At 28.1% G+C, this 14,199-nt stretch carries 14 protein-coding genes; 12 read left to right on the top strand and 2 right to left on the bottom strand.

Annotated features, from left to right (window positions below; all coding sequences use genetic code 11):
- Positions 1-16 precede the first annotated feature (16 nt).
- The 5 genes from pdxR (at position 17) to HGAG_RS10570 (ending at position 6,517) form a co-directional block, all read left to right on the top strand.
- Positions 17-1,402: a MocR-like pyridoxine biosynthesis transcription factor PdxR gene (gene pdxR, locus HGAG_RS04245; protein WP_019118062.1), complete on the top strand. Its 1,386-nt coding sequence runs from the start codon at positions 17-19 to the stop codon at positions 1,400-1,402.
- 155 nt (positions 1,403-1,557) lie between these two features.
- Entirely contained in the window at positions 1,558-2,151 is a 594-nt protein-coding gene (locus HGAG_RS04240) for a TetR/AcrR family transcriptional regulator (protein WP_019118061.1), read from the top strand.
- Entirely contained in the window at positions 2,148-4,202 is a 2,055-nt protein-coding gene (locus HGAG_RS04235; protein WP_019118060.1) for an efflux RND transporter permease subunit, read from the top strand. Before HGAG_RS04240 ends, HGAG_RS04235 begins: the two co-directional genes overlap by 4 nt.
- A gap of 9 nt (positions 4,203-4,211) precedes the next feature.
- Positions 4,212-4,652, top strand: a complete 441-nt coding sequence (locus HGAG_RS11985; protein WP_244263814.1) for a hypothetical protein — start codon at positions 4,212-4,214, stop codon at positions 4,650-4,652.
- Positions 4,653-4,705: 53 nt separating this feature from the next.
- The gene (locus HGAG_RS10570; RefSeq protein WP_244263813.1) at positions 4,706-6,517 is read left to right on the top strand and encodes a YhgE/Pip domain-containing protein; all 1,812 of its coding nucleotides are present in this window, start codon (positions 4,706-4,708) and stop codon (positions 6,515-6,517) included.
- A gap of 163 nt (positions 6,518-6,680) precedes the next feature.
- On the opposite strand, the gene gltA is transcribed toward HGAG_RS10570, so the two are convergent.
- The gene (gene gltA, locus HGAG_RS04225; RefSeq protein ID WP_019118059.1) at positions 6,681-8,072 is read right to left on the bottom strand and encodes an NADPH-dependent glutamate synthase; all 1,392 of its coding nucleotides are present in this window, start codon (positions 8,070-8,072) and stop codon (positions 6,681-6,683) included.
- Positions 8,059-8,901, bottom strand: coding sequence for a sulfide/dihydroorotate dehydrogenase-like FAD/NAD-binding protein (locus HGAG_RS04220; RefSeq protein WP_019118058.1), 843 nt, complete (start codon positions 8,899-8,901; stop codon positions 8,059-8,061). Before HGAG_RS04220 ends, gltA begins: the two co-directional genes overlap by 14 nt.
- 116 nt (positions 8,902-9,017) lie before the next feature.
- On the opposite strand from HGAG_RS04220, the gene HGAG_RS04215 reads away from it, so the two are divergent.
- The 7 genes from HGAG_RS04215 (at position 9,018) to HGAG_RS04185 (ending at position 14,190) form a co-directional block, all read left to right on the top strand.
- Positions 9,018-10,787 (top strand): ABC transporter ATP-binding protein, encoded by a 1,770-nt coding sequence (locus HGAG_RS04215; RefSeq protein ID WP_019118057.1) that lies wholly within the window; start codon positions 9,018-9,020, stop codon positions 10,785-10,787.
- A gap of 51 nt (positions 10,788-10,838) precedes the next feature.
- On the top strand, positions 10,839-11,603 hold the full coding sequence (locus HGAG_RS04210) for a J domain-containing protein (protein WP_019118056.1): 765 nt from the start codon (positions 10,839-10,841) through the stop codon (positions 11,601-11,603).
- 63 nt (positions 11,604-11,666) lie between these two features.
- A complete protein-coding gene (locus HGAG_RS04205) occupies positions 11,667-12,434 on the top strand; it encodes a threonine/serine exporter family protein (protein ID WP_019118055.1) in 768 nt (255 codons plus the stop codon).
- Positions 12,435-12,443: 9 nt separating this feature from the next.
- A complete protein-coding gene (locus HGAG_RS04200) occupies positions 12,444-12,914 on the top strand; it encodes a threonine/serine exporter family protein (protein WP_019118054.1) in 471 nt (156 codons plus the stop codon).
- Positions 12,911-13,396: a peptide-methionine (S)-S-oxide reductase MsrA gene (gene msrA, locus HGAG_RS04195; protein WP_019118053.1), complete on the top strand. Its 486-nt coding sequence runs from the start codon at positions 12,911-12,913 to the stop codon at positions 13,394-13,396. Before HGAG_RS04200 ends, msrA begins: the two co-directional genes overlap by 4 nt.
- 132 nt (positions 13,397-13,528) lie before the next feature.
- Positions 13,529-13,960 carry a hypothetical protein gene (locus HGAG_RS04190; protein WP_019118052.1) on the top strand — a complete coding sequence of 144 codons (432 nt, stop codon included), beginning with the start codon at positions 13,529-13,531 and terminating at the stop codon, positions 13,958-13,960.
- Between the two features lie 8 nt (positions 13,961-13,968).
- A complete protein-coding gene (locus tag HGAG_RS04185) occupies positions 13,969-14,190 on the top strand; it encodes a YdbC family protein (RefSeq protein WP_004838352.1) in 222 nt (73 codons plus the stop codon).
- Positions 14,191-14,199: the final 9 nt, after the last annotated feature.

Raw genomic sequence — 14,199 nt, 5'->3', positions numbered from 1 at the left:
AAAATGAGGGTTACAGATGTATTTAAATTTACCAAATGACAAAAAATATTTATATGAACAAATATATGAAATTATAAAAAATAAAATAATTAATGGAGAAATAAAAGAAGACGAAAAGCTCCCATCAATTAGAAATTTATCAAAAGATATTAATGTTTCAAAAAATACAATAAAAAAAGTTTACTATAAACTTGAAGAAGAAGGCTACATTTATGCAAAAGATAAAAGTGGATTTTATTGTCGAAAAATTGATGATTTAATTATTTTGAACAAGAAGGAATTGAAAAATAATAAAATAGATGATGAAAAAATAAAATATGATTTTTCAATTAGCGGTGTAGATTATGATAATTTTCCCTATAAAGTTATGCAAAAATATATGAAAGAGGCAATAGATAAGGATGATATAAAAATTTTGGACAAAGGCTATTATAAAGGATACGAGCCTTTGAGAAAGGCTATAAAGACTTATTTAAAAAATTCTAGAAATATAAATACAAATTCTAGAAATATAATTATTTCATCATCAACTGAACATTTATTTTCTATGATAAAAAAACTTCTCACAGACCAGACTCTTTTTGCCTTTGAAAATCCTGGTTATGCTTTTGGAAATAAATTTTATACTTATGATTTAAAAAATCCAATTCCTTTGGATTTGGATGATGAGGGGGTAAAAATTGATAAGCTAACAGACCTAAATGCTTTGTGTTTATTTGTAACCCCTTTTCATCAATTTCCGATGGGTACAGTTATGTCGATACAAAGAAGAATTGAATTATTAAATTGGGCTTCGCTGTCAAAAGATAGGTATATAATTGAAGACGATTATGATAGCGAATTTAAATTTAAGGGTTATCCAATAGAAAGTTTAAAAGCAATGGATAAAAATTCTGATGTAATTTATTTCGGTTCTTTTTCAAAATTGATTGCTCCATCAATGAAAATTTCTTACATGGTTTTACCTGATGATCTATTAAAAAAATATGAAAATAATTTTAAGGATTTATCAAATACAGTTTCAAATTTTTTGCAAAAAGCATTGGCAGCTTTTATAGAAAGCGGGGAATTTGAAAAGCACATAAACAGAATGAAAAATATTTATTATAAGAAATTTAATTTTATAGTAAAAAAATTAGAAGAAATTGAAGAAATTTCTTTTCCAACAAAGGCAGATTCTTTAAATTTGCTTATAAAAATTGATGAGTCTGTAGATATAAGAAAATTTAATGAAGTTTTAAATGAGAAATCTTTAAGACTAATTAATTTGAATAGATTTTCTTTTAGAAAGGCTGGAAAAGAGAATTATTTTATTTTAGGGTTTGCGAATTTAAATAAAAAAGAAATTGATGAAGGAATAGAAATTATTAAATTTGCCATAAAAAAATCAAAAATGTATTAAACAAAAGCTTGATTTCATAATGTTTTATGTAATAATAAAAAATTTAAAATTTTTTACAAAAAAAGTTGAACATTGTTCAGAAAGTTGTATCATATAAATGTAGCAACGAATGAACGGTGTTCATTTTATATTATTATATAGGAGTAGATTAATTTATGAGTGATGTAGAAAATAAAAAAGAAAAAATTATGGATGCAGCCCTGAAAATTTTTCAAGAAAAAGGTGCTGAAAAAACTTCTGTTAGAGATATTATGACAGAAGCTGGATATGGTTTAGGTACTTTTTATTTGTATTACACAGATAAAAATGATTTGGAAGAAAAAATGGTTTTAAATATTGGGACAGAAATTATTTTAAATGCTGAAAAAATGTGCAAGGAAACTGATCCAATTGAAAGATATATTTCTTTTGTAAACTATATAATTGATTATTTAATTTCTCATCCTTTTGAGCTAGATCTTTTGAGCAAAAATATTACTTGGACTCTTTATACAAAAATTGAAAATGATTATGGTCTTAGCGAAGCGGATTCGACTTTAAAATATATTTTAAATAAATATGATAATCTATTTTTAACAAATCATACGGAGTCGCAAAAACTTTATATACTTTCTCTAACTCTTGAAATTATGATGTCTACTTGTAAAAGTGCTGTATTGGAAGAGTCGATTTTATCAATTGATGAAATGAAACCAGTTTTATTTGCTATTATTAGAAAAATTTTCGATAGAATAGGAGAGAATAAATGAAAAAAATAACGAAATTTATTTCGCATCATCCTAGACTTGTTTTATTAATAATGACTTTATTATTAATACCTTCTTGGTTTGGATACAAGAATACTGGCGTAAATTATGATATTTTGTCATATTTGCCAGCTGACTTAGAATCAACTCAAGGGCAAGAAATTCTTGATAAAGATTTTAAAAATGCTGCCACGGGCATGCTTCTTTTGAAAGGCGATGATTATGATGCTGATAAACTTAAAAATGAAATTTTAAAGGTTGATGGTGTTGAAGATGTAATTTCAAAATCATCAATTGTTGGAGATAGCATTCCAAATGAGTTTTTACCTGATGAGATAAAAGATATTTTTTATTCTGAGGATTGTACTTTGCTCATGGTTAAATTTAAAGAAAGCTCATCATCTTTTAGGACTATGAAAGCTATTGAAAATATTAAAAAAATAGAATCCAAGGAAAAATTTTTAAGTGGTATGAGTTCACTTGTAAAAGATACAAAAGATTTAATAGATCACGAAACGCCAATTTATGTTGCCTTGGCAGTAGCTTTGGCTTTGATTATTTTATCTCTTACAAATGAATCTACTATCATACCATTTTTATTTATTTTGAATATTGGATATGCAATTTTATATAACTTTGGTACAAATTTATTTTTGGGAGAAATTTCTTATATAACAAAAGCTATTGCGGCTGTTTTGCAACTGGCTGTAACTACAGATTATTCTATATTTTTATATCATAGATATGTTGAAGAAAAGAAAACTAATGATGATAAAAATGATGCTATGGATATAGCTATTCAAAAAACTATATCATCAATTTTTGCATCATCACTTACAACTTTTGCAGGATTTATTGTATTAATTTTAATGCGTTTAGGACTTGGAAAAGATATAGGCCTTGTTATGAGTAAGGGTGTTTTATTGGGACTAATTTCAACTGTTGTAGTTCTACCACCAATGATTTTGATTGTAGAAAAAATAGTTGCAAGATTTAATCATAGAATATTTTTGCCATCATTCGACAAGACATCAAATTTTGTACTAGGTCATAAAAATGGATTATTTATTGCATTTTTGATTTTGTTTATTCCTGCTATATATGGAGCAAGAAACGCAGATCTTTATTACAATCTTGATAGGTCTTTGCCACAAGATTTGGATTCAATTGTTGCTTTAAATAAAATGAAAAAAGATTTTAATATGGCTTCTACACATTTCGTAGTTGTTGATGATAAATTAAGCAAAAAAAATGTAAATGGACTTGTAGATGAATTAAAAGATGTTGATGGAGTAAATAGTGTTTTAAGTTTAAATTCATTTACAGGACTTATTTTACCAGATAGCGTATTGCCAGATAAAATAAAAGATAATTTCAATAAAAATGGCTACCAAATGATTATGATAAATTCAAAATATCAAACAGCATCTGACAAGGTAAATAATCAAGTAGATAAAATAAATAAAATTGTAAAAGAACATGATAAAAATGGATATTTAACGGGAGAAGCTGTTTTAACAAAAGACCTTACGATTTTATCAGATAGGGATTTTAAAATGGTAAACATTGCATCAATTATTATAGTTTTTCTAATAATTGCAATAGTGTTTAAATCATTTGCTATTCCTGTGGTTTTAATTGCAGTAATTGAGCTTGCTATTCAAATAAATATGGGAATTCCATTTTATTTATGTCAAACTATTCCTTTCGTAACATCAATCATTATTGGAGTAGTTCAATTAGGTTCAACTATAGATTATTCAATTCTTATGATGGATAGGTTTATTGCAGAATATAAAGAAACTAAAGATGTGGATATGTCTTTAAAATTGACAGTAAAAGAAACATCAAAATCAATTGTAACATCTGCTTTGTCATTTATGGCAGCAACTGTTGGAGTTGGTTTATATTCAAAAATGGAAATTGTTTCAACTATTTGTATGTTCTTGGCAAGAGGAGCAATAATAAGTATGCTTGCAATAATATTGTTCCTTCCAGCCATAATAAAAATAGCATTTCCATTTATTAAAAAGACAACAAAAGGATTAAATTAGGAGGAAAATATGAAAAATAAATTAATGAAAGGATTCTCATTAGTTCTTGCAAGTTCATTATTGATGACAAATGTGGCTTATGCCAAAGATTTAAATGTTAAAAAAAATGAGACAATATATGTTACAAAAGAAGCTGATAAAATAAAAGATAAAACTGGTTCAATTTGGATAAATTCCGATAATAATATCAAAGTAAAAGATAAAACCAATTTAAAAGAAATCAAAAATTTAAAAACAGACAAAAAAGTAAATTTAGAGAATGGATATATTAATTGGAATGAAGACAGCAAAGATATTTACTATCAAGGAAAAACAAATGAAGATTTGCCAGTTGATATAAATGTAAAATATTTTTTAGATGGAAAGGAAATGACCTTTGATAAATTAAAAGGAAAATCTGGACATTTAAAAATACAAATTGAAGCTGTAAATAAGAAAAAACAAAGGTAAAAATTGATGGCAAAAATAAAGAGATATATTCTCCATATCTTGCCCTTGCAGAAATGAATTTCAATTCAGATAAGGTAAAAAATCTTACAACAAAAGATGGAAAACTTGTAAAAGATGGTAAAAATGAAATAGTTGCAGCGATTTTAACACCAGGGCTTAAAGAAAATTTCCAAGGAATTATTGAGGCAGATAAACTTGATAATTTTAAAGACAAAGTAGAAATGGAAATGGATGTTAAAGATTATGAACCAACAGAAGTATACGCTCTTATAACTAACGAATTTTTCCAAGAAGATGCAAAACTTGATTCCTTAGATGAATTAAAAAATGGAATAAACGAATTAGAAGAAAATGCAGCAAAACTTGTTGATGGTTCAAACAAATTGGATGAAGGAAGTAAAAAATTAAATGATGGAATTGGAAAATTAAATGACGGAGCAGAAAAGTTATCCCAAGGCTCAAACAAAATAGTAAGCTCATTTGACCAATTATCAAGTGATTTTTCAAGTTTGCCAGGAAAAATTCAAATAGTAAATTCAGCAGTAAACCAACTAAATAACGGAAGCTCAAAACTTTATACAGGAGTAAACCAATACACAATGGCTGTTGGACAAATAAATAATAATATGGCAAAATTACAAGATGGATCAGTAAGTTTAAATAATGGAGCAAACGAATTAGATTCGTCACTTTTGAAATTAAATAAAGGAACAACAAGCCTAAGAAATACTTTGTTACAAGCAACAAATGGAGAAGATATAGGAAAATTAACAGCTTCAATGAATCAATTATCAAATGGACTTGAAGAATTGTCAAAAGGAATTAGTCCACTTGCAGATAGCGTTAATCAATTAAGTGGGGGACTTTCAAAAATTGAAGAATCTTCAAAAACATTAAATCAAGGAATAAATAATCTAAACCAAAGTGCTCAAAATGTGCCAAGCATTGATTCATCTATTCAAAATATAAATGCTCAAGCAAGCTCAATTGACCAAGTTATAGCAAATTTACAAGCAAAAAATGAAGATGGCTCACTTTCAGCAGAGATTGAAAATTTAAAAGCAGTAAAACAAGGATTAAATAATGATGTAGCTTCATTAAGTGCAAATAATCAAGCAAATACTGCTATAAAAGCTGGACTTGGACAAGTAGCAAAAGGCTCATCAGATCTTACAACATCAATTGGACAAGTAAATGATGGATTATCCCAAGTAAACACTAAATTAAATGATTCAAAAACAAAAATACAAACATCATCAGAAAAACTTGCACAAGGAAGTAAAAAAATAGGCGAAGCTTTGTCAAAAAGCAATATTAAAAAATTACAAGATTCAGTAGTAATGCTTGATGAGTCAACAAAACAAATTAAAGCTGGATCAGAAAAATTAAAAAATGGAACACAACAAAATCAAGATGGAGTTAATAAACTTTCTAATGCAATTAGCCAATTAGACTCAAATTCAGAAGAATTAAGAAATGGATCAGCATCTCTTTCTAGTGGCTTAAAACAATTCCAAGAAAGATCAAAATCTCTTTCTCAACTTGCAAATATAAATGAAACAGCAATAAATCCAATGGCAAATGGAATCAAACAATTAGATAATGGAATTAATAAATTGAGCAATTCCACAGGTCAACTTAAAAATGGAAGTGATGAATATGTTTCATCATTTGGAAAGTTCAAAGAAGGACTTAGCGATTACAAGACAAAAGGAATAGATAAATTAGCTGATAAATCAGAAGATGTAACAGAAATTAGCGAAATTCTAGACCAAATGTCAAAAATAGCAAAAGAAAATAAATCAATAACAGGAACAAGTGATAATTTCGAAACAAAATCAAGAATAATCGAAAAAATCAAATAAAATATAAAAGAAAAATCCGATTACACGATAAATAATCTGTGAATCGGATTTTTATTTTTTCTAAAATATCATTAAAAAATTTTAAAATTAAAATATCTAGAGATGATATAAAATTAAAAATTTAATTTGGATTTTAAGATTTCATCATAAGCTAGGTTTAAATTTATTTTGCTTTATTTTTTATATATTTATCAATATTTTCAGCAGCTTTTTTACCAGCTCCCATTGCAAGAATTACAGTTGCAGCACCACTTACGGCATCTCCTCCTGCAAAAACTCCATCCTTACTTGTCATTGTAGAATCATCAATTATAATTCCACCCCAAGATTCAGTATTTATATCATCATTTGTTTGTTTAATAAGTGGATTTGGAGATTGTCCTATTGAAACAATTACAGAATCAAAATCAACTTCTTCATATTTTCCAGTTGGAACAGGACGTCTTCTTCCAGATTTATCTTCTTCGCCTAATTCCATTACTTCTAATTTAACTTTTTTAACCCAACCATTTTCTCCTTCAATTTCTACAGGATTATGGAGGTTCATAAAGTTAATTCCTTCTTCTTTTGCGTGGTGACTTTCTTCAGCTCTTGCTGGCATTTCTTCAAAACTTCTTCTATAAACAACAGTTACGTCAGCGCCCATTCTTTTTGCACTTCTTGCCGCATCCATTGCTACGTTTCCACCACCAACTACACAAACTTTTTTTCCTATATGAACTGGTGTGTCATATTCTGGGAATTTATATGCTTTCATCAAATTCATTCTTGTTAAAAATTCATTTGCTGAATAAACTCCGTTTAAATTTTCTCCTTCAATTCCCAAGAATTTTGGAAGACCCGCTCCAGTTGAAACATAAACTGCTTCAAAGCCTTCTTCAAATAATTCATTAATTGTTTTTGTTCTTCCGATAATTGTATTTCTTTGAAGTTTAACTCCAAGACCAATTACATTTTTTAATTCTTTTTGAACTAATGTTTTTGGAAGTCTAAATTCTGGAATTCCATACATCAAAACTCCGCCTGCTGTGTGGAAAGCTTCAAACATTACAACTTTATAACCTAATTTTGCAAGATCAGCTGCACAAGAAAGTCCTGAAGGACCAGATCCAACAATGGCAACTTTTTTATTTTGTCCTGTAACTTCTGTTGGTTTATTATATTCTTTATTCATGTGATAGTCTGCTACAAATCTTTCAAGACGACCAATTCCAACTGGCTCGCCATTTCTTCCTCTTGTACAAACTCCTTCACATTGATTTTCTTGTGGACAAACTCTACCACAAATTGCTGGAAGGTTATTTGTTGATGAAATAATTTCGTAAGCTTTATCCAAATCTCCTTCAACTACTTGATGAATAAATTCTGGAATTCTCACAGAAACAGGACAGCCTCCCATACAAGGTTTATTTTTACATTGAACACATCTAAGTGCTTCTTCTTGAGCCATTTCTAAATCATAACCAAGAGCAACTTCCTCAAAATTTTTATTTCTAACATTTGGATCTTGTTCAGGCATAGAAACCTTTTGTTTATTCATATTAAATTTTGCCATTTCTCATATCTCCTGTTAGTCTACAAATGTGTTCTCTTTCTTCTTGTTGGTAATTTCTTCCTCTGTTCATGGCTTCATCAAAATCAACTTCAAAAGCATCAAAATCTGGTCCATCAACACAAGCAAATTTCATTTCGCCACCAACTGTAATTCTACAACATCCGCACATGCCAGTTCCATCAACCATAATTGAGTTTAATGAAACAATAGTTGGTATGTCATATTTTTTTGTTACAAGGGCAGTATTTTTCATCATAATCATTGGGCCAATTGCCAAAACAAGATCATATTTTTTTCCATTTTCAATATTTTCTTTTAAAACTTCAGTAACAAATCCTTGTTTGCCATAAGAACCATCGTCAGTTGTGATGTATAAATTGTCAGAAGCTTCTTTTAATTCATCTTCAAGAATTACTATGTCTTTATTTTTAAAGCCCATTATTACATCTGTGTGGGCTCCAATTTTATGTAAATATTTTGCTTGAGGATAGGCAATAGCTGTTCCCAAACCTCCACCAATTACACAAACATTTTTTCCTTTATATTGGTCAAGTTCAGTTGGTTTTCCTAAAGGACCAACAAAATCTAAAAATCCATCGCCTGCTTTTAATTCATTCATTCTAATTGTTGTTCCACCAACAATTTGAACAATTATTGTTACATTTTCATCATCAGTTTCTGAAATTGTAAAAGGAACTCTTTCGCCTTTTTCATCTATCCTTAAAATTATAAATTGACCAGGTTTTGCTCTTTTTGCAATATCTGGAGAATTTACAACAAATTTAATGGTTGAGTCATTAAGATTTGTTTTTTCAATTATTCTTGCCATTATTCCTCCTTATGTGTCTTTATTAATATTTTAACAATTAATCTAAAAAAATCAAGTGAATAAGTTTAAATTAATAGTAAAATACTATAGTATAAAAATTTTAATAAGGAGGAGAAATGGAAAAAAGAACTTATTCTGATAAAGAATTAATTAAAAAATTTATTCCTTATTACAAGGATTACAAAAATATTTTGGCTATTGATTTATTTTCTGCATTTTTAACAACTGTTTGTGAATTGATTTTACCAATTATTTTATCATCACTTACAGATCACGCATCAAATTCTAGCCTAACATATTCAATTATTTTAAAATTAACTTTAATATATACTCTTACAAAACTTGTAGAAGTTTGTGGAAGATATTTTATGCAATCTTACGGCCACATAATGGGAGCTCACATTGAAAAAGATATGCGACGTGATATTTTCAAACATTTTTTGACAATGTCTACAGCTTTTTTCAATGAAACAAAAATTGGGCAACTTATGAGTAGGATGACGACAGATTTATTTGATATTACAGAATTTTCTCATCATTGCCCTGAAGAATTTTTTATCGGTTTTATAAAACTTACGATTTCTTTTGTAGTTTTGATGACTATAAATATTCCTTTGACTTTAGTTTTGTATATAATAATTCCACTTATGGTTTATGCTGCAAGAATTAAAAGAAGAGCTTTTTCAAAATCTGTTAAAAGTGAGAAAAAACAAATTGGAGAAATTAATGCAAGCATTGAGGATTCTCTTTTGGGAATAGACGTTGTAAAATCTTTTGCAAATGAAAATTTAGAAAAAGAAAAATTTAAAAAGGGAAACGACAAGTTTGTAGATATTAAAAAAGTAAAATATTACAATATGGCATCTTATAATATGATTAACCAATTATTTGCGGGAAGTATGTATGCGGTTTTAATTATTATTGGAGGAAATTTTGTAATAAAAAATTTAATGAGTCCAGGAGATCTTGTTGCTTTCGTTTTATATTTAAATACAATAATTGCAACTGTAAACAGGCTTGTAGAATTTACAGACCAATATCAAAAAGGAATTACAGGAATTGAAAGATTTTATGAAGTGATTAATTTGAAATCTGATATTTTTGATAAAGAAAATGCGAAAGAACTTACAGATGTTAAGGGAGAAATTTCCTTTGACCACGCTTATTTTAAATATCCAGACCAAGATGAAAAAGATTCTTGGATTTTGGAAGATATTAATTTTAACATAAATGTTGGAGAAAATGTAGCTCTTGTTGGCCCATCTGGAGCAGGCAAGACTACTGTTACAAAACTTATTCCAAGGTTTTATGAAATTAATAAGGGAAAAATATTAATCGATGGCAAAAATATAAATGATTTAACTCTAGATTCTTTGAGAGATAATATTGGAATTGTTCAACAAGATGTGTATTTGTTTGGAGCTACAATCAAAGAAAATATTTCTTATGGTAAAAAAGATGCCAGTGATGAAGAAATAATAAGAGCAAGTAAGCTTGCAGGAGCTTATGATTTTATTATGGAACTTTCAGATGGCTTTGACACTTATGTTGGAGAAAGAGGAGTAAAACTTTCTGGAGGTCAAAAACAAAGAATTTCTATTGCAAGAGTATTTTTGAAAAATCCTCCAATTTTAATTTTGGATGAGGCGACTTCATCTTTGGATAATACAAGTGAGGCTATAGTTCAAGATTCTTTGGAAAAATTATCAAAGGGAAGAACAACTTTAACAATTGCCCACAGGCTTTCTACAATTATTAATGCAGATTCAATTTTAGTTTTAACAGAAGATGGGATTGTTGAAAGAGGAAATCACAAAGACTTACTTGATAAAAAAGGAATTTATTATAAGCTTTACAATTCTAATAATGAGGAGCTTTTTGGCTAGTAGACAGATAAAAATAACTTGGGTATAATCAAAATAGATTGGAGAAAAAACGTGAAAAAAATATTTGGAAAATTTATCCATGGACTAGCAAGCGTATTAAATTCAATATTTAATTTTTTAATAAATATTTTAAATGCAATAGTTACAGTCTTTGAAGGTTTAAGCCAAGTTATAATGTTGATTGGATGTTCAGTAATATTTGTACTTCCTTTGTTTTTTATAGCTATACCGCCTGAACTTTTTACTATTTTTTTGATAATAGCAGTAGTTCCATTTCTAGGAAAATCTTTCATTTCTCTTTTGAGATATGGAAATTATACTTTGATAGAATGGATGTACGATAAAGCTGATACTTTAATTTCTGGAGAGAAAAAAGGCTTTGATAATTTATCAGATTATGCAAAAAAATATAAGCTAGACCAAGAAAGAGAAAGAAGAAGACAAGCTGAAGAAGAAAGACAAAGAAGACAAGAAGAAATGAATCAAAGATTTGAGGAATTTTTTCAAGGCTTTAATTTTTCGGGATTTGATTTTGACGAAAGAAATTATAATGGAGGATACAATACAGGTTCTTATCAAAATGGCGGTTTTGTAAATGACCTTGGTTTTAAAGAAAAATATCAAAAAGCTTGTGATACTTTGGGAGTATCATATACAAGCGATCAATATGAAATAAAACTTGCCTACAGGAAACTTGCAAAAAAATATCATCCAGACATAAGTCAAGATCCAAATGCAACTGAAAAATTTCAAAAAATAAATGATGCTTACGATTTTCTTTCATCAGATAATATAAATAAATACAAAAATATGTAAATTTTTTCAAGTAACTTTCCTTCAATTTTGGAAAGTTACTTTTGTATTAAAAAGGATAATAAAATGTATAAAGAAGATGATATAAATAAATTACTTGAAATAACATCAAGGGCGGGAGCTATGATGTTAAAAAATGGAGCAGAAATTTATAGGGTTGAAGATACAGTCGAAAGAATAATAAGATCGATTTATGATGCAAGCGACATAGATGTTTTTGCGACCTTTAATGCTTTAATGTATTCCTTTAATGTTGATGGTAAAACTTATGCAAATGTTAAAAGAGTAAAAAATAGGGGAAATAATTTAATAGTTGTAGATAGGGTTAATTCATTTTCTAGAAAATTTTGTAATCACGAATTAAATCTTGATCAGGCTTTGATGGAACTTGATAATATAAAAAAAACCACAAAAGCAGACATAAAATTAAAAATAATAGGAGCAACCCTTGCATCAACAGCCTTTCCTTTGTTAGTAAATTCGAAAGCTCCAAATTTTTTGGATTTGCCAGTAACCTTTGTTGTCTCCTTACTAACATATCTTATTTTTATAAAAATAGAAAAGAAAATGTACGGATATTTTATAGAAAATTTTTTAGCAGGAATTATGGTTTCACTTTTTGCCCATATTATAGGAAAATTTGTTTTTGGATTTAATATGGCAAATGTAATTGTTTCATCAATGATGCCCTATGTTCCAGGATTTTTGCTAACAAATTCTATAAGAGATCTTATGAGTGGCGATGCAACAAGTGGACTAACAGGACTTGCTATGTCATTTTTTGTATCCCTTGCCCTAGCAATTGGCGTTGCCTTTCCAATGACTTTATTTTAAGGAGGAAGTATGCACTTAATAATAGGTTTTATATCTTCATATTTATCAGCCGTAGGCTTTGCTATGTTTTTTTCTTGCCCAAAAAGATCAATTGGATTGTCCTCGCTTGCAGGAGCAATAGGATTTTTGATTTATATGATAGTTGGAGATTTTTTTGAAGGAGTATTTTTGCCAGCACTTGCAGGAGCATATTTTACAGGAATTTCTGGAGAAGTTTTTGCAAGAAAATGTCACATGCCGGCGATTTTATTTATAGTACCAGGAATTATAAATTTAGTACCAGGAAAAGGGATTTACAATACACTTTTTTATTTTGTAGATGGAAAAAAATCACTTGCCATTGTAAATTTATTTGATACCCTTGCAGTTGCATCAGCAATTTCATTTGGAATTTTGTTGGCATCAGTTTTATCAAAATCACTTAGAGGATTTAAATTTAGAAAACCAAGTAGAAGATATGATTGGAGAAAGAAAAAATGAAAAAAATATATTTAGCAGGCGGATGTTTTTGGGGAGTTGAGGCATATTTTAAAGACATAAAAGGAGTAGAAAAAACTCTTGTAGGATATGCAAACGGAAATAGTGAAAAAACAACTTACGAAAATTTATACCTAACAGACCACGCTGAAACTGTAGAAATAAGCTACGATGGGAAAGAAGAATCATTAGAAAGAATTTTGGAATATTTTTATTATATAATCGACCCATTTTCAATAAATAAGCAAGGAAATGATGTAGGTCGTCAATACAGAAGTGGAATCTTTTCAAAAGATGAAAAAGATTTAGAATTTTCAAAAAAATTTTTGGAAGAAAAACAAAAAAACGAAGAAAGAAAAATCCAAATACAAGTCGAAAAATTAGAAAATTTTGTAAAAGCAGAAGATTACCATCAAGATTATTTAGAAAAAAATCCAAACGGTTATTGCCACATTGATTTATTAGATAAACCAAACCTAGATTAAACTAGGTTTTTTCTTTTGGAAAAATTTATAAAAATATAATATGAAAATTATAAATTGATTTTTAAAAACTTTATAATACAATCCTTGTAGAAGAAAATATTCTATGATATTATACTCAAAGGAGAGGATAATATGGATCTTATTGATGAAAATAATTTAACTAAAAATCAAAAAAATTTGTTGGATTTAAAAATTCGTCTTATCAAGGCTGAGTATGAATTAAATTTTTATTTGACTGGATATGAAAATCTTAGTCAATTTTATGATGACAAGGAAAAACTTGATAGGATTTTTGTTGATTCTTATGTTTCATTGAGAGACCATAATCTCTATGATTTTGTTGAAAAAATCGATAGAATTAAAGAAAGTGATTTTTCCTATAAAACTGACGATAGGAAAATTCAAAATTTTCTTAAAAGTTTAGAAGATATTAAAAATTTAGATGATGATGAGATTATAAAACAAAAGGGTAGAATAAAAAACAGAATTCGTAAAATGGAAATGGCGACAAGTGAGATTGAATATGTTTTGCTTGGGTCTTTGCCAAGAAATTATTATAGTTAGGAGTTTATATGGCAATAAAATATGATATAGTAGAAAATTTGGGAGTTCTTTCAACAAATGCAAAAGGATGGACAAAGGAATTAAATCTTGTTTCTTGGAATGATAGGGATCCTAAATATGATTTGAGAGATTGGAATGAAGATCATACAAGAATGAGTAAGGGAATTACTTTTACAAAGGAAGAAGCTGAAGTTTTAAAAGAAATTTTAAAAGAAGAATTTGACGACTAAGACCTAAAT

Source organism: Anaerococcus obesiensis ph10, from assembly GCF_000311745.1.
Taxonomy (GTDB): domain Bacteria; phylum Bacillota; class Clostridia; order Tissierellales; family Peptoniphilaceae; genus Anaerococcus; species Anaerococcus vaginalis.
Note: the sequence above shows the minus strand (reverse complement) of the source record. Positions and strands in the feature narration are given on the sequence as shown.

What these genes read in the sequence shown, in the direction of transcription:
- pdxR (WP_019118062.1), top strand. Translation starts at nt 17, where the DNA reads ATGTATTTAAATTTACCAAATGACAAAAAATATTTATATGAACAAATA.
- HGAG_RS04240 (WP_019118061.1), top strand. Translation starts at nt 1,558, where the DNA reads ATGAGTGATGTAGAAAATAAAAAAGAAAAAATTATGGATGCAGCCCTG.
- HGAG_RS04235 (WP_019118060.1), top strand. Translation starts at nt 2,148, where the DNA reads ATGAAAAAAATAACGAAATTTATTTCGCATCATCCTAGACTTGTTTTA.
- HGAG_RS11985 (WP_244263814.1), top strand. Translation starts at nt 4,212, where the DNA reads ATGAAAAATAAATTAATGAAAGGATTCTCATTAGTTCTTGCAAGTTCA.
- HGAG_RS10570 (WP_244263813.1), top strand. Translation starts at nt 4,706, where the DNA reads ATGAATTTCAATTCAGATAAGGTAAAAAATCTTACAACAAAAGATGGA.
- gltA (WP_019118059.1), bottom strand. Translation starts at nt 8,072, where the DNA reads ATGGCAAAATTTAATATGAATAAACAAAAGGTTTCTATGCCTGAACAA.
- HGAG_RS04220 (WP_019118058.1), bottom strand. Translation starts at nt 8,901, where the DNA reads ATGGCAAGAATAATTGAAAAAACAAATCTTAATGACTCAACCATTAAA.
- HGAG_RS04215 (WP_019118057.1), top strand. Translation starts at nt 9,018, where the DNA reads ATGGAAAAAAGAACTTATTCTGATAAAGAATTAATTAAAAAATTTATT.
- HGAG_RS04205 (WP_019118055.1), top strand. Translation starts at nt 11,667, where the DNA reads ATGTATAAAGAAGATGATATAAATAAATTACTTGAAATAACATCAAGG.
- HGAG_RS04200 (WP_019118054.1), top strand. Translation starts at nt 12,444, where the DNA reads ATGCACTTAATAATAGGTTTTATATCTTCATATTTATCAGCCGTAGGC.
- msrA (WP_019118053.1), top strand. Translation starts at nt 12,911, where the DNA reads ATGAAAAAAATATATTTAGCAGGCGGATGTTTTTGGGGAGTTGAGGCA.
- HGAG_RS04190 (WP_019118052.1), top strand. Translation starts at nt 13,529, where the DNA reads ATGGATCTTATTGATGAAAATAATTTAACTAAAAATCAAAAAAATTTG.
- HGAG_RS04185 (WP_004838352.1), top strand. Translation starts at nt 13,969, where the DNA reads ATGGCAATAAAATATGATATAGTAGAAAATTTGGGAGTTCTTTCAACA.